The organism is Frateuria sp. GZRR35, assembly GCF_051900415.1.
Taxonomy (GTDB): domain Bacteria; phylum Pseudomonadota; class Gammaproteobacteria; order Xanthomonadales; family Rhodanobacteraceae; genus Frateuria_A.
This window is the reverse complement of sequence record NZ_JBHZGL010000001.1, coordinates 149,854-164,973: the sequence shown is the minus strand read 5'-3', so window position 1 is coordinate 164,973 and position 15,120 is coordinate 149,854. Positions and strand designations below refer to the sequence as shown.

Here is a 15,120-nt window from a genome sequence, read left to right as displayed (position 1 = left end):
CCTGTGCGCGACCGCCATGCATCCCGGTCGCGCACAGGTGCGCTCCTACAGGAAACCTCACGGAGCCTGAGACATGAAAACCAACCTGCCGACCGCCGAACAGATCACCCTGGACTGGACCAACAACCCGCGCTGGGCCGGCGTGCGCCGCAACTACAGCGCCGAGGACGTCGCGCGCCTGCGCGGCACGGTGCCGATCGAGCATTCGCTGGCCCGCCACGGCGCCGAGAAGCTCTGGCACCTGCTGCACAAGGAAGACTTCGTCAACGCGCTCGGCGCGCTGACCGGCAACCAGGCGATGCAGCAGGTGAAGGCGGGCCTGAAGGCCATCTACCTCTCCGGCTGGCAGGTCGCGGCAGACGCCAACGTCGCCGGCGAGATGTATCCGGACCAGTCGCTCTACCCGGCCAATTCGGTGCCGCAGGTGGTCAAGCGCATCAACAACGCGTTGCTGCGCGCCGACCAGTTGCACCACGCCGAGGGCAGCGACGACATCGACTGGCTGGCGCCGATCGTGGCCGATGCCGAAGCCGGCTTCGGCGGCGTGCTCAACGCGTTCGAACTGATGAAGGCGATGATCGAGGCGGGCGCGGCCGGCGTGCACTTCGAGGACCAGCTCGCCGCAGTGAAGAAGTGCGGCCACATGGGCGGCAAGGTACTGGTGCCGACCCGCGAGGCCATCGACAAGCTGACCGCCGCGCGCCTGGCCGCCGATGTCTGCGGCGTGCCGACGCTGCTGGTGGCGCGCACCGACGCCGACGCCGCCGACCTGCTTACCTCCGACGTCGACGACAACGACAAGCCGTTCCTCACCGGCGAGCGCACGGTCGAGGGCTTCTTCCGGGTCAAGCCGGGCCTGGACCAGGCGATCAGCCGCGGTCTGGCGTACGCGCCTTACGCGGACCTGGTCTGGTGCGAGACCAGCAAGCCGAACCTGGAGGATGCGCGCCGTTTTGCCGAGGCCGTCCGCGGCAAGTACCCGGACAAGCTGCTGGCCTACAACTGCTCGCCGAGCTTCAACTGGCGCAAGAACCTGGACGACGCCACCATCGCCAAGTTCCAGCGCGAACTCGGCGCGATGGGCTACAAGTTCCAGTTCATCACGCTGGCCGGTTTCCACAGCCTCAATTACGGCATGTTCGAGCTGGCACATGGCTATGCGCGTCGGCAGATGAGCGCGTTCGTGGACCTGCAGGAGAAGGAATTCGCTGCGGCCGAGCGTGGCTTCACCGCGGTCAAGCACCAGCGTGAGGTCGGCACCGGCTACTTCGACCAGGTCACCCAGGCGATCCAGCAGGGCCAGTCCTCCACCGTGGCGCTGAAGGGCTCGACCGAGGAAGCGCAGTTCCAGCGCGCGTCGGCGGCTTGAGGCACATCACCCCCATCCGCCTGTCGGCACCTTCCCCCGTGGAACGGGGGAAGGCTCGATAGGGGAGCGTTCGGATCCTTCCCCCGTCCGACGGGGAAGGATCCCGAAGGGCGGATGGGGGCAACCGTGCCTCAGCCCGCCGACTCCGCCACCGGCGTCAACGCGATCGCCAGCCACCCAGCCTTCGGCTCCAGCAGCCGCTTGGCCGACGCCACCCGCAGGTTGCCCTTCTCGTCCACGCCGAACAGCAGCACCGATTGCGCACCGTTGCGCTCGGTGAAATCACTCCAGCCAAACGCCGGCGTGAGGCGCGTCGACTTGATCCGCCAGCCGGTCGCCAGCAACTCGCCAAAGCGCGCATGCGTCATCTCTTCGCCGAACAGCGGCGGCGCCAGCAGGTTGCCGGCGATGGCCGCACGATCGGTGGCCTCGTGCGGCGCCAAATTGCGTAACCGGTAGACCTTCTCGCGACCGAACTCGCGCCGGTAGTGCACGCAGGCCAGCGAGTTGCGCTCGCGATGGGTCGACATGGCCAGCAGCCGGCCCAGGCCGGTGAGATCGAGGTTGCGCTCGGCATGCGGCGAGGCCGGGTTGCCGAAGAAGGTCGCCAGCCCTTCCATTCGCGCGTGGCGGACGCCATCCCACGCATCGTCGGCCAGCACCACGCGGAAGCCGGCGTCGGCCAGTGCCTTGCCGACCGCGCGCGCCACCTCATCCGAACCGTAGATCAGCACGCCGCGCGGTTCGGGCTCGGCCACCCCCAGCCAGCGCGCCAGCGGTCGCGCCGTCGCGCTCTGCAGCACCACCGTGCCGATGATCAGGATGAACACCAGCGGCACCATCGCATCCGCGCCGGCCACGCCCAACTCCTGCAGGCGTAGCGCGAACAACGCCGACACCGATGCGGCCACGATGCCGCGCGGGGCCACCCAGGCGATCAGCGCCCGTTCGCGCCAGCTGAGCGAACTGCCCACGCTGGCAAAGAGCACCGTCAGCGGCCGGACGAGGAACTGCGCGACCAGGAACACCGCGATGCCCGCCCACAACATCCCGTCCGGCAGCGGCCACTGCAGCCGCGCGGCCAGCAGGATGAACAGGCTGGAGACCAGCAGCGTGGTCAGGTTTTCCTTGAAGTCGAGGATGTCGTCGATGTGCACGTTGCGGATGTTGCCCAGTGCGATGCCCATGATCGTCACGGCGAGCAGGCCCGATTCATGCGCAATCGTGTTGGACAGGCTGAAGGCCAGCAGCACCGTCGCCAGCACGCCGAAATTCTGCAGGTATTCGGGAATCAGCTGGCGCCGGAGCAACCAGGCCAGCGCCCAGGCCGCCAACGCGCCGATGACCGCACCGCAGCCGATCGTGCCCAGGAACACGCCCACCGTGTGGCCCTCCTGATGGGACACGATGGCCTCATAGATCAGCACCGCGAACAGCGCGCCCAGCGGATCGATCACGATGCCTTCCCAGCGCAACGTGTTGGCGATGCGCGCGTTCGGGCGCAGCGTGCGCAGCATCGGCGCGATCACCGTCGGCCCGGTCACGCAGGTCAGCGCGCCGAACAGCAAGGCCACATCCCAACCCAGGCCGGCGATCAGATGCGCCGACAACGCCAGCAGCAGCAAGGCCGCGATGGCGCCATAACTGACCAGGCCGCGCACGGCACGGCCGATGCCCGGCAACTCGTGAAAGCGCAGCGTCATGCTGCCTTCGAACAGGATCAGCGCCACTGCCAGCGAGACCAGCGGAAACAGCAGATCCCCCAGCATCGCGTCCGGCCGGAACACACCGCTTACGGGCCCCAGCACGATGCCGGCCAGCAACAGGAACAGAATCGCCGGCAGCTTCACCCGCCAGGCGAGCCACTGCGCGAGGAAGCCGATACCCAGCATGCACGCCAGCATCAGCCCGGGTTGTAGCGTCATCCGCCGTCCTTCGCTTCCGGGGCGCCCATTCTGCCCGAGAGCTACCGCCGAATCGAAACCACGTGCCGCTGCCTGCCTCCTTTCCTGGGGGCGGGAGCGGCCTGGCTTGGCGAGCACCTGCGCACGGCAGTCTTCTGTGGGCCCAGCCGTGGCCATGTCGGTCGAAGAGGACCGCCCGCACGTGGCCTCCTGCAAGGCGATTGCGCCTTCAGGAAAGTTTGCCGGGGAGGGAAGAGGCCAGCCCCGGTATCGGGCGGGGGAGGGAGGGGTACCGATACCGGGGCGGCAGGCCGGATGCATTTAAGAACCGGCGAGTGCAGATATTAGATGCAGCCCTGAGGAAGTCAATACCCGCGAGTTCAGAAAATCTCAGAAACGGCGGTATTGCAGGGCTTCGGCCAGGTGCGCCCGGTCCAGCAAGGCCGCGCCCCCGTCGAGATCGGCGATCGACCGGGCCACCCGCAGGATCCGGTGATAAGCGCGCGCCGACAGCCCAAGCCGCTCCAGCGCCGCCTCGAACCAGCGTCGCTCGGCCTCGCCCAGCGCGCAATCGCGCTCCAGTTCACGCGTGTTGATTTCGGCGTTGGCCCGGCCTGCGCGGGCCAGCGCGCGCTCCCGCGCCTGCACCACGCGCGCACGGACGGTGGCCGAATCCTCGTCGTACACGCTGCGCGGCGCACCCAGTTCGGCCAGCGGGACACGCGGCACCTCCACGCACAGGTCGATCCGATCCAGCAGCGGGCCGGAGATGCGCCCCCGGTAGCGCTGGATCTGGTCGGGCGTGCAGCGGCACCGTTCGCGGGCGTCGCCGGCATAGCCGCAAGGGCATGGGTTCATCGCCGCGATCAACTGGAACTGGGCCGGAAAGGTCGACTGTCGCGCGGCCCGCGACACCAGGATTTGGCCGGACTCCAGCGGTTCGCGCAGCACTTCGAGCACGTGCCGGCTGAACTCGGGCAACTCGTCCAGAAACAGCACGCCGTTGTGCGCCAGCGAGATTTCGCCCGGCCGCGGGTGCGAACCCCCACCGACCAGCGCCACCGCCGAGGCGGTATGGTGCGGCGCGCGGAACGGCCGCTGGCGCCAGCGCGTCGGATCCACGCGCTGTCCGGCGACCGACAGCACGGCACAGGTCTCCAGCGCTTCGGTTTCCCCCAGCGGCGGCAGGATGCCGGGCAGGCGCTCGGCCAGCATGGTCTTGCCGGTGCCGGGCGGACCGATCAGCAACAGGTGGTGGCCGCCCGCGGCTGCGATTTCCAGCGCGCGCCGGGCCTGAAGCTGGCCACGCACGTCGACCAGGTCGGGTACGCGCGGATCGACCGTCTGTCCGTCGTTGGCCCGGCCCGGCAAGGCCAGTTCACGCGCATCGCGCAGCCAACCGCAGACATCGGCCAGCGTATCGGCAACCAGCACGTCCGCTTCCGGCACCAGCGCGGCCTCCGCGGCGTTGTCGCGCGGCACCACCACGCGCCGGCCGCGCGCCCGCGCTCGCAGCAGTGCCGGCAACACGCCGGAAACGCCGCGAAGGTCACCCGAGAGCGCCAGTTCGCCCAGGAATTCGCATTCGTCCAGCTTTTCACGCGGCACCTGTCCGCCGGCGGCCAGGATCCCCAGCGCAATGGCGAGGTCGAAGCGGCCACCGTCCTTGGGTAGCTCGGCCGGCGCCAGGTTCACGGTCACCTTGCGGTTGGGGTATTCGAACGCGGCGTTCTGGATCGCCACCCGGACGCGATCGCGCGCCTCGCGCACTGCCGCTTCGGGCAGGCCAACGATATGCGTGCCCGGCAGACCGCCCGAAAGGTGTACCTCGACCATCACCTGCGGCGCGGCAACGCCTTCCTGGGCACGGCTCAGGGTGACGGCCAGGCTCACTGCACCATCCGCCCGGGCCAGGACGCGGTCGTCCCTGACCGCAACGGCTGGAGAAACACGGTTGTGGGGTACCGCCTTGAAATCCGGCGGCAGGCCAGTCGCGCGCTCACGCGCGAAGCGCGCCGGCCGTGAGCGATGGAGTCGCCAGAATGCATGGTGGAACGCGACCCCATCGACGTCAGGCAAAAAATAACCGCCCCCGATCGCTCTCGGGGTGAGGGTGACGGATCGGGGGCGGCTCCCGGGAGCTGGCAGCTAGAGTCCGCGGGCAGCCGCATCGGCCTCCATTTCGGCGATGCGCTTTTCCAGTTCGTCGACCTTGGCACGTGTGCGCGCCAACAGCTGGCTTTGGACTTCGAACTCCTCGCGGGTGACCAGTTCGAGGCGACGCAATCCTTGCATCAGGACATCGTGGAAGTTGGTTCGCAAATCCTGCTGCGCCTGTGCCAACCCTGGCGGTACCAGCGACACAAGTCGCAGGGCAATTCGGTCGATTTCCTGCCGATCCATCATGGACGGCGCCTCGAACGGGTCGGAAGGAAGTCTATGTAACGTGAACGCATGTGCACCATCGGCCGGCTCCGCCAGAGAATGTAGGAATTGTCCTACACGCTCCGCCGGGGCGACAGGCCGCGAGGCGGCAGGCACAATGGTGCGGACGAAGGCAAGAGCGAGCGAGGAGCATCCATGAAGCTGGTCGTGGCGGTCATCAAGCCGTTCAAGCTGGACGACGTGCGCGAGGCGCTGGCCGAGGTGGGCGTCCAGGGCATTACGGTGACCGAGGTCAAGGGTTTCGGTCGCCAGAAAGGCCACACCGAGCTTTATCGCGGCGCCGAGTACGTGGTCGATTTCCTGCCCAAGATCAAGCTGGAGGTGGCGGTGGCCGACGACCAGCTCGAGCGGGTGATCGAGGCCATTCAGCAATCGGCCCGCACCGGCAAGATTGGCGACGGCAAAATCTTTGTCAGCCCGCTCGAACAGGTCATCCGCATCCGCACTGGCGAGCTGGACAACGACGCGCTGTAACCAGCAGGGGGCGTCAGCCTGCCTTCCCCTCGCGCCGAGGTGGGCTGAGGCCCACCCTTACCCGGTTTCTTCAGCCCTGAGCCCGCACGAACCGCCGGTGGTGTACCAGCAGTCCGGCGTAGTAGCTGACGTAGTAGCCGATCATCAGGCCGACCACCAGCAGGGTCAGCGGGCTGTTGCCCAGCTGCAGCGTGGTCGGGGCCATTATCGTGGCGACGGTGCCGGCGTGCGGCACCAGCACCAGGCGCCAGGCCAGCCGGCCGACCAGCAATGCGGTGATGGTGGCGCCGATCCAGGGGTTGGGCAGGTACAGGTCGCGGCCGTCGGCACCCCGTTCGAACCGGGTCAGGCGCAGGCCAAGCAGGCCCAGTGCGATGCCACCCAGCAGGCCGCCGGCCAGGCCTTCGAGCAGTCGCGGGTCACGCAGGCCGGCGAGCGACAGCAGGCCGGTCAGGACGACCAGGACCGCCACCCGCGTGATCATCGCGCCGCGCCGCACCGGCTGGCGGCCGAACTGGCGGCGCACGCGGCGCCACACCATGAAGGCCAGCAACGGCGACATCAGCGTGGGCATGAGGAGGTTCGGCGCCATGACTCGGTCCCTCGGGTTGGTTGGCCAAGCCTAGCCGGGTCCGAAGGCAGGCGCGATGGTCTGTCGGCGCCTGCTGCGTGAGCCGATCAGGACCTGAAGCCGGCCACCGCAACGCCGAGAGGCATCTGCAGCGAACCTGCCAGTCGGGGACCTTCCGTCGACGGGAATACCGGCCCCCGGAGGTGAGAAACCGCGGCCCTACTTCGCCTTGCCCTGGTTGGCCACGGCGGCCATCTTCGCCGCGATTGCGTCCGCGTCGCCCAGGTAGTAGCTGCGCAGCGGTTTCATCTGCTCGTCGAACTCGTACACCAGCGGCACGCCGTTGGGCACGTTCATCTCGACGATGGCCTCGTCCGAGATGTTGTCCAGGTACTTGATCAACGCGCGCAGCGAATTGCCGTGTGCGGCCACCAGCACGCGCTGGCCGGAGGCCACCGCCGGCGCCAGCACATCGTGCCAGTACGGCAGCACGCGGGCGACGGTGTCCTTCAGGCACTCGGTGTCCGGGATCATCGACGGGTCGAGCAGCGCGTAGCGCGGATCGCGCAGCGAGGGATTGTCGGCACGATCCAGCGGCGGCGGCGGGATGTCGTAGCTGCGGCGCCAGATCTTGACCTGGTCCTCGCCGTATTTCGCTGCCGTCTCCGCCTTGTTGAGACCGGTCAGGCCGCCGTAGTGACGCTCATTCAAGCGCCAATCGGTAATCACCGGGATCCACATCAAGTCCATCGCATCGAGAACGCCCCACAACGTGCGCACCGCCCGCTTGAGCACCGAAGTGTGCGCTACGTCGAAGGTGTAGCCTGCCTCCGCCAGCAGCCGGCCGGCCTCCTTGGCCTCGGCCATGCCCTGGGCGGTCAGGTCGACGTCGGCCCAGCCGCTGAAGCGGTTGTCGAGGTTCCACTGGGACTGGCCGTGGCGGATCAGGACGAGCTTGTGCATGGCGGTAACCTGGCGGAAAACGCGAAATGGTGGGGCGGCCCCGCGGCGGCGTCAAATCGGCCCCTGCCGAAGGTCACGCTAAACCGCGGCGGCCGGCCACGCATCTGACGACCATTCCCACAAAGGAGCACCACCATGCGCCATCTGCTCATCGCCCTCGCCCTCGCCATGCCGCTGGCGGCGGTCGCCTCCGACAACGACATCCACAAGGTCAACGGTGACATCCAGATCGACGCCAGCCAGAGCGCCGGCGAGCTCAGCACCGTCAATGGCGATATCACGCTCGCCGACGGCGCCAGCGCGCGCAAGGCCGATACGGTCAACGGCGAAATCACCCTGGGCGAGCGCGCCACGGTCGGTTCGGTCAACACGGTCAACGGTGGCGTGGAGCTGCGCAGCGGCGCCAAGGTCAACGGGGAAATCGAAGCGGTCAACGGGCACATCGAGTTGGCCCGCGGCGCCGACGTGAGCGGCCAGGTGTCCAACGTCAACGGCCGCATCGAACTGGATGCGGCGCACGTGGGCGGTGGCGTGGAGACCGTCGACGGCGACATCGACATCGGCGCCAACTCGCGCGTCGAGGGCGGCATCCTGGTCGACAAGCCCAACGGCGGCTGGTTCCACAACAACCGCACGCCGCACGTCGTGATCGGCCCGCACGCCGTCGTTCAGGGCACGCTGGAGTTCCGCCACGAAGTCGTGCTGCAGGTCAGCGACAGCGCGCAGATCGGCCCGGTGAAAGGCGCCACGCCGGTGAAGTTCAGCGGCAACCAGCCGTAAGGCTCTCGTAGGGTGGGCTTCAACCCACCGGCAGCTCGCTGCGAGATTGCGGTGGGCTGAAGCCCACCCTACAGGTCCGTTGCCGACAGCCAGTCGCGCGGCTTGAGGTAGTCCTGCAATCGCGCCTCCGGCGAACCGAGCTCCGGCACGTAGCCGTACTCATAGCGCACCCGCGGCGGCAGGCTCATCAGGATCGATTCGGTGCGCCCGCCCGACTGCAGGCCGAACAGCGTGCCGCGATCCCACACCAGGTTGAACTCCACGTAGCGACCGCGCCGGTACAACTGGAACTCGCGCTCGCGCTCGCCGTAGGGCATGTCGCGGCGGCGCTCGGCGATAGGCAGGTAGGCATCCAGGAAGCCCTGCGCCACGTCGCGGGTGAAGGCGAAGCAGCGCTCGAAGCCGCCTTCGTTCAGATCGTCGTAGAACAGCCCGCCCACGCCGCGAGTCTCGTCGCGGTGCTTGAGGTAGAAGTAGTCGTCGCACCAGTGTTTGTAATGGGGATAGACGTCCTCGCCGTAAGGCGCGCACAGGTCGCGCGCGACCGCGTGCCAGTGGCGCACGTCCTCATCAAACGCATAGAACGGCGTCAGGTCGAAACCGCCGCCGAACCACCAGACCGGCTCCACGCCCGGCTTGCTCGCCTCGAAATAGCGCACGTTGGCGTGCGTGGTCGGCACGTATGGATTCTTCGGATGCAGCACCAGCGACACGCCGGTGGCGATGAAGCTGCCGCCGGCCAGTTCCGGCCGGTGTGCGGTGGCGCTGGGCGGCAGGGTATGGCCGTGCACGCGGGAAAAGTTCACCCCCGCCTGCTCGAACAGCGCGCCGTCGCGCAGCACGCGGGTGCGCCCGCCGCCGCCAGCCTCGCGGGTCCAGCGATCCTCGACGAAGCGCGCGCCGCCGTCGAGTCGTTCGATCGCGCTGCAGATGCGGTCCTGCGCTTCCTGCAGGAAAGTTTCGGCCTGGTCGGCTTGCTGGCTCATGGTCAAGGATCGTGCGGTCGTGACTGCCGCAGAGCTTAGCAAGCGGGCCCGCGCCGACGCTGTGGCGCGTCGACGCGGGCGCTTGAGCGATCAGCTCGCCGTGGCCGAAATCAACTCCAGGTGCGGTCGATGTCGCCGGCGAGGCGCTGCATCCAGCACACAAGGCGCGTCAACTGATCCGCGCGGCCATGCGGCGGTGCCCGACCAGCCGCGCCCAACGCACGCCGAGGTCGATCCACATCAGGTAGGTCGCCTCCATCAGCAGCCGTGCGAGGTAGCGCGGCGTGCGCGGCAAGATGTCCTCGGCGGCCAGCACATGGCCGTCGAAGCCCAGCCGCCGCGCCAGCAGGAGGCAGCGTGCGAGGTGATAGCGGCTGGTCAGCAGCGCGACCGGCGGCATCACGTCGGACCGGTCGCCGCCCTGCAGCAGGCCGCGCGCATGGCGCAGGTTCTCCAGCGAGTCGACCGATTCCTGCTCCAGCTCGATCCGGGCATCGGCCGGCACCCCCTGCCCGCGCAGCCAGGCATGGCCGGCTTCGGCCTCGCTGCGCGTGCCGCCGCTGCAACCGCCGAGCAGCAGCACCCGGCCGGCCGCACCTTCACGGAGCAGCACGCGTGCCCGAGCCAGCCGGCCGCGGTAATCGTGCCCGGGTTCATCGGCGACCAGCTGCTGCCCGAACACCAGTACCACCCAGCGTCCGGGCAGCGTGATCGGCGCACGCCGCGCGATCCGCCATACGTGCACCACGTAGCCGAGCCAGACGGTGCCCGCGCTCAGCGCCACCGCAAGCAGCGTCACCAGGGCCGCATGCAGCACGTCGGCATCGCGCAGGTAGCGCCACGGATTGCGTTGGGAGAAGGGCTGCGGCACGGCGAGTCGGCGAACCATAAACAATCAGTGTGCGCAGCCGGCCGTATCGCTGCAATCGCACCGTGCTCGAACGCCGGTCCAATGGCATCGCCCACGAAAGCATGAACCGGGGCTTGGCCACCTGAAAGCAAGGCTAGGCAAGCCCGCGGGCCGCCGCTAGGCTGATTCGATGTTGCAACCCATCACTCCCCTGGCGGTCAGCGCCTACACCGCCACTTCCGCTCTCGGTCGCGGCCGGGAGGCGCATCGTCGCGCCCTCGAAGCGGCCCGCACCGGGCTGCGCGCCAACGATTTCAGCCTGGCGCCGCTGGCGTGCTGGGTCGGGCGCGTCGATGGCGTCGAACAGGCCCCCTTGCCGGCCCCGCTGGCGGTGTGGGAATGCCGCAACAACCGGCTGGCCTGGCTGGGCCTCGACCAGGACGGCGTGCTCGACGCCGTGCACGCCGCACGTGCGCGCTACGGCGCGACTCGCGTGGCGCTCCTCATGGGCACGTCCACCGCCAGCATCGGCGCGACCGAGGAGGCCTACCGCCGGCTCGATCCGGACGGCGGCTTTCCCCAGGACATGCTGCGCCCGCCGATTCACGCACCGCACTCGCTGGCGGGTTTCCTGGCCGAGGCGCTGGGGCTGGGAGGCCCATGCCTGACCATCTCCACCGCCTGCTCCTCCAGCGCGAAGGTGTTCGCCAGTGCCGAACGGCTGATCCGGCTGGGCGTGGTCGATGCTGCGCTGGTCGGCGGCGTGGACACCTTGTGCGAGAGCGTGCTGTTCGGCTTCAACGCACTGGAACTGGTCTCGCGCGCGCCGTGCCGCCCGTTCGGCCGCGCGCGCAGCGGGATTTCGATCGGCGAGGCCGCCGGCTTCGCGCTGCTCGAGCGCGTCGACGCTGCGCCACAGGCGCCGCGCCTGCTTGGCTACGGCGAGGCCAGCGACGCCCATCACATGTCTACGCCGCATCCGGAAGGCCTGGGCGCCGAGCTGGCGCTGCGCGATGCCTTGGCGCGCGCGGGGCTGGAACCCACGCAGGTCGACTACATCAACCTGCACGGCACGGCGAGCCTGAAGAACGACGAAGTGGAAGCCGCACTCATCGCCCGCGCCTTCCCGCCGAGCACGCGCGCCAGCAGCACCAAGGGTTTCACCGGCCATACGCTGGGCGCCGCCGGCATCCTGGAGGCGGTTATCACCCTGCTTGCGATCGAGCACGGTCTGGTGCCCGGCAACCTTGGCGGCGAGGATCCGGACCCGGCCTGCGGCCCGCAGCTGGCCTGGCGCAACGAGGCGCGACGGGTCGACGTGGCGCTCAGCAACTCGTTCGGGTTTGGCGGCAACAATGCCTGCCTGGCCTTCGCCCGGGCGGGGCGTTCCGCATGAGCGCGCTCACTGTCTACGTGGAAGGCGTGGGCCTGTGGTCGCCGCAGTTGGCCGACTTTGCCGCCCTGCGTGGCGCGTTGCAGGGCCAGGCCCCCGATCCGCCGCCCGCCCGGCCGGCCGCCACCCTGCTGCCGGCCGGCGAACGTCGCCGCGCACCGGAAAGCGTGCTGCTGGCGGTCGAGGTGGCCGGCCAGGCGGTCGCGATGAGCGGCCACGTGCCGGCCTCGCTGCCCTGCGTGTTCGCCTCTTCGCATGGCGACCAGCCGATCATGGACTACATGTGCGCGGTGCTGGCCAGCGCGCCGTCGGAACTCTCGCCCACGCGTTTCCACAATTCGGTGCACAACGCGCCGGCCGGCTACTGGACCATCGCCACCGACTGCCATGCGCCGTCCAACGCGGTATGCGCCCAACGTGCGAGTTTCGGCGCCGGTCTGCTGGAGGCGGTCAGCCTCGCGCTGGCCGACGCGCGGCCGGTGCTGCTGGTGTGCAGCGACACCGCCGGCAGCGGCCCGCTGGCCGAGGTGACCGCCAGTGCGGCGCCGTTCGGCTGTGCGCTGGTGCTCAGCCCCCAGCCCGGCGCGTCCACGCTGGGCCGACTTGTTCTGCACCTTTGTCCCGGTAGCATCGCCGACGCACCGGTTCCATCACCGGTGCCAGCCGAATGGATCGCAAGCAGCCCTTCGGCCGTGGCGTTGCCGCTGCTGGCGCTGCTCGCGCAAGGCGCCGGACGCTGCCAATTGATGGCCGCCGGTTCGCTCGGCATGGATGTCCACCTGGAGGAACGTGCGTGAAACCCAACCCGCCGCGCTGGTGCGTGCTGATCCCCTGCCTCAACGAGGAGGCGGCGATCCAGCAGGTGGTGCAATCGGCGCTGGCGCTGAACGTGCCGGTGATTGTGGTGGACGACGGTTCGGACGATCGCACCCCGGACATCGTGAGCGCACTGCCGGTCACGCTGCTGCGCCATCCGCAGCGGCGCGGCAAGGGCGAGGCGCTGCGGCACGGCTTCCGCGAGGCCCTCAAGCAGGGCTTCGATGCCGTGGTGACGATGGACGGCGACGGCCAGCACCTGGCCAGCGATATCCCGCGCATCGTCGCCGCGGCGCAGCGCTACCCGGGGCACATCGTGATCGGCGCGCGCCTGCTCGAGCGCGAGCAGCAGCCCAAGGGCCGACGGCGCGCCAATGCGGTCGCGGACTGGGGCATCTCCTGGGGCTGCGGCGTGCCGGTGGCCGACACGCAGAGCGGCCAGCGCTGGTACCCGCGCGCCGCGCTGGAGCTGGTCGACCTGCCGGCGGAGAACTTCGTGTTCGAGGCGGCGATCCTGATTGCGGCCTGCCGCGAGAAGGGTCAGGGCGTGATCTCGGTGCCGATCGCCTCGCGCTACCAAAACGAGTTCCGCCTGAGCCATTTCAGCCCGGTGCGCGACGTGGTGCGCATCACGCTCTACACCATCGCCCGCGTGATGCACTACGGCGACATTCTGGCCAGCTACCGCCGCTCGCACGAGGCGCCGCCCACGGTGATCGACGACGAGGGGCTGCTCGCGATCGAGGCGGGCGAACCGGCGCGCGCCAGTCGTTGAGGCGCCACCGGCCGTCGGGGGGCGGCCTGCCGGAATCATCCAACCGCAGGGGAGATGCATGTCCGAAACCCACGCCGTGCACGACGCCGTCATCCTGGGCGGCGGCTTGGCCGGGCTGTGCCTGGCGCTGCAACTGCGCGGCGAGTTTCCGGATCTGGACGTGGTCGTGCTCGAGCGCCAGCAGCATCCGCTGCCGCCGGCGGCGCACAAAGTCGGCGAGTCGACGGTGGACATCGGCGCGCACTACTTCCGGGAAACCCTGGGCCTGCGCGACTACCTGCACCATGCGCAGATCTACAAGTTCGGCCTGCGCTACTTCTTTTCCGATGGCTGCGGCGACATCGGCCGCGCCACCGAGCTTGGCCTGAGCGAGGCATTTCCCGCGCTCAGCTACCAGCTCGACCGCGGCCTGTTCGAAACCTTCCTGGGCGAGGAAGCCCGCCGCCGCGGGATAGACCTGCGCACCGGCACCGTGGTGCGCCAGCTCGACGTCGGCCAGGACGGCGCGCTGCACGCGGTGCGCTACACGGACACCGAGGGCACGCAGCACGACCTGCAGGCGCGCTGGCTGCTCGATGCCTCCGGCCGCGCGGCGCTGCTGCGCCGGCGCTTCGACCTGACGCGCGACGACGGCCACCACGTCAACGCCGCCTGGTTCCGGCTGGACGCGCGCCTGGCGATCGACGACTGGTGCGACGACGCCACCTGGCGCACGCGCTGCCGTCCGCCGGAGCGATGGCGCTCGACCAACCACCTGTGCGGGCCCGGTTACTGGGTATGGCTGATTCCGCTCGCTTCGGGTGCGCACTCGGTGGGCATCGTCGCCGACGCCGCCATGCATCCGCTGGACACCTATCGCGACTTCGACCGCGCACTCGCATGGCTGGCCCGCCACCAGCCGCAGGTCGCGCGCGAGGTGGCGCGCCATCGCGACACGCTGCTCGACTTCCGCTTCCTGCGCAGCTACTCGCACGGCTGCAAGCAGGTGTTCAGCGCCGACCGCTGGGCGCTCACTGGCGAGGCGGGCGCTTTCCTCGATCCGTTCTACTCGCCGGGCAGCGACTTCATCGCGCTGGCCAACACCTTCATCTGCGAGCTGGTGCGCGCCGACCGCGCGGGCCAGCCGCTGGCTCCGCGCGTGCGCCACAGCGAGCGGCTCTACCAGTCGTTCTACGACAGCATGCTGGCGATCTTCCGCCAGCAGTACCCGCTGTTCGGCAACGCGGCGGTGATGGCGTGCAAGATCGTGTGGGACCAGGCGTTCTACTGGGGCGTGCTGTGCCAGCTGGTGTTCCAGCGGCGACTGGTCGACACGGCGCTGTTCGCCGAGCTGGGGCCGGCGCTGATGGAAGTGCAGCAGCTCAACGAGCGCGTACAGGCGCTGTTCCGCGACTGGCACGCCACGGCGCCGGTGGAGCGGCCGGCGGAGATGCTCGACCAGCGGAAGCTTGGCTGGTTCCGTGAGCTCAACGAGGGCATGCACGAGTCACTGGACGATGCGGGCGTGCGGGCGCGGCTGAAAACCAACCTGGCGTTGCTGCAGGAAGTGGCCGGGGCGATCGCCGCACTGGCGGCGCGCGATGGTGCACCCGTCGATGGCCTGCCCGAGTGCAGCGGGCCACCGCCGGCGCTGTTCGACCTGGCGCCGGTCGAGGGCGTCGTTTCGGCCGCCTAGCCCATCTCCTGCAGGAGCGCACCCTGTGCGCGACCTTGGGACATCCGTTAGCGCACAGGATGCGCTCCTACAAGGCTTCCGCCAGAGGCGCGACCAGAATGCCTGGTCGCGCCCATCGA

At 69.2% G+C, this 15,120-nt stretch carries 14 protein-coding genes; 7 read left to right on the top strand and 7 right to left on the bottom strand.

Annotation, left to right across the window (positions count from 1 at the left end; genetic code table 11):
• Window positions 1-73: 73 nt before the first annotated feature.
• The gene (gene aceA / locus ACFWZ3_RS00700; protein ID WP_439705870.1) at window positions 74-1,369 is read left to right on the top strand and encodes an isocitrate lyase; all 1,296 of its coding nucleotides are present in this window, start codon (window positions 74-76) and stop codon (window positions 1,367-1,369) included.
• Between the two features lie 131 nt (window positions 1,370-1,500).
• On the opposite strand, the gene ACFWZ3_RS00695 is transcribed toward aceA, so the two are convergent.
• The 3 genes from ACFWZ3_RS00695 to ACFWZ3_RS00685 all read right to left on the bottom strand — a co-directional run bounded on the left by ACFWZ3_RS00695 (window position 1,501) and on the right by ACFWZ3_RS00685 (window position 5,679).
• Window positions 1,501-3,294, bottom strand: coding sequence for a cation:proton antiporter (locus ACFWZ3_RS00695; protein ID WP_439705869.1), 1,794 nt, complete (start codon window positions 3,292-3,294; stop codon window positions 1,501-1,503).
• Between the two features lie 369 nt (window positions 3,295-3,663).
• Complete coding sequence (locus ACFWZ3_RS00690) at window positions 3,664-5,166, bottom strand: YifB family Mg chelatase-like AAA ATPase (RefSeq protein WP_439705868.1); 1,503 nt, start codon at window positions 5,164-5,166, stop codon at window positions 3,664-3,666.
• Between the two features lie 255 nt (window positions 5,167-5,421).
• Window positions 5,422-5,679, bottom strand: coding sequence for an accessory factor UbiK family protein (locus ACFWZ3_RS00685; RefSeq protein WP_439705867.1), 258 nt, complete (start codon window positions 5,677-5,679; stop codon window positions 5,422-5,424).
• Between the two features lie 174 nt (window positions 5,680-5,853).
• Between ACFWZ3_RS00685 and glnK the strand changes: the two genes are divergently transcribed.
• Entirely contained in the window at window positions 5,854-6,192 is a 339-nt protein-coding gene (gene glnK / locus ACFWZ3_RS00680) for a P-II family nitrogen regulator (protein WP_091338139.1), read from the top strand.
• A gap of 70 nt (window positions 6,193-6,262) precedes the next feature.
• Here glnK and ACFWZ3_RS00675 read toward each other — a convergent pair whose 3' ends face one another.
• Both ACFWZ3_RS00675 and gpmA read right to left on the bottom strand, forming a co-directional pair.
• On the bottom strand, window positions 6,263-6,784 hold the full coding sequence (locus ACFWZ3_RS00675; protein ID WP_439705866.1) for a DUF1453 domain-containing protein: 522 nt from the start codon (window positions 6,782-6,784) through the stop codon (window positions 6,263-6,265).
• Between the two features lie 198 nt (window positions 6,785-6,982).
• The gene (gpmA, locus tag ACFWZ3_RS00670) at window positions 6,983-7,726 is read right to left on the bottom strand and encodes a 2,3-diphosphoglycerate-dependent phosphoglycerate mutase (RefSeq protein ID WP_439705865.1); all 744 of its coding nucleotides are present in this window, start codon (window positions 7,724-7,726) and stop codon (window positions 6,983-6,985) included.
• 135 nt (window positions 7,727-7,861) lie between these two features.
• Here gpmA and ACFWZ3_RS00665 point away from each other — a divergent pair, with 135 nt between their 5' ends.
• Window positions 7,862-8,506, top strand: a complete 645-nt coding sequence (locus tag ACFWZ3_RS00665; protein ID WP_439705864.1) for a hypothetical protein — start codon at window positions 7,862-7,864, stop codon at window positions 8,504-8,506.
• 68 nt (window positions 8,507-8,574) lie between these two features.
• On the opposite strand, the gene hemF is transcribed toward ACFWZ3_RS00665, so the two are convergent.
• Both hemF and ACFWZ3_RS00655 read right to left on the bottom strand, forming a co-directional pair.
• Window positions 8,575-9,492 carry an oxygen-dependent coproporphyrinogen oxidase gene (hemF, locus tag ACFWZ3_RS00660; protein WP_439705863.1) on the bottom strand — a complete coding sequence of 306 codons (918 nt, stop codon included), beginning with the start codon at window positions 9,490-9,492 and terminating at the stop codon, window positions 8,575-8,577.
• Between the two features lie 169 nt (window positions 9,493-9,661).
• Window positions 9,662-10,381 (bottom strand): ElyC/SanA/YdcF family protein, encoded by a 720-nt coding sequence (locus ACFWZ3_RS00655; protein ID WP_439705862.1) that lies wholly within the window; start codon window positions 10,379-10,381, stop codon window positions 9,662-9,664.
• A gap of 151 nt (window positions 10,382-10,532) precedes the next feature.
• Here ACFWZ3_RS00655 and ACFWZ3_RS00650 point away from each other — a divergent pair, with 151 nt between their 5' ends.
• From ACFWZ3_RS00650 to ACFWZ3_RS00635, 4 genes are read left to right on the top strand one after another with little or no spacing between them, the layout of a single operon-like run.
• On the top strand, window positions 10,533-11,738 hold the full coding sequence (locus ACFWZ3_RS00650; RefSeq protein WP_439705861.1) for a beta-ketoacyl-[acyl-carrier-protein] synthase family protein: 1,206 nt from the start codon (window positions 10,533-10,535) through the stop codon (window positions 11,736-11,738).
• Window positions 11,735-12,532 carry a beta-ketoacyl synthase chain length factor gene (locus ACFWZ3_RS00645; protein WP_439705860.1) on the top strand — a complete coding sequence of 266 codons (798 nt, stop codon included), beginning with the start codon at window positions 11,735-11,737 and terminating at the stop codon, window positions 12,530-12,532. The genes ACFWZ3_RS00650 and ACFWZ3_RS00645 overlap by 4 nt, the downstream gene beginning before the upstream one ends.
• A complete protein-coding gene (locus ACFWZ3_RS00640) occupies window positions 12,529-13,326 on the top strand; it encodes a glycosyltransferase family 2 protein (RefSeq protein WP_439705859.1) in 798 nt (265 codons plus the stop codon). Before ACFWZ3_RS00645 ends, ACFWZ3_RS00640 begins: the two co-directional genes overlap by 4 nt.
• A 58-nt stretch (window positions 13,327-13,384) precedes the next feature.
• Window positions 13,385-15,001: an NAD(P)/FAD-dependent oxidoreductase gene (locus ACFWZ3_RS00635; RefSeq protein ID WP_439705858.1), complete on the top strand. Its 1,617-nt coding sequence runs from the start codon at window positions 13,385-13,387 to the stop codon at window positions 14,999-15,001.
• Window positions 15,002-15,120: the final 119 nt, after the last annotated feature.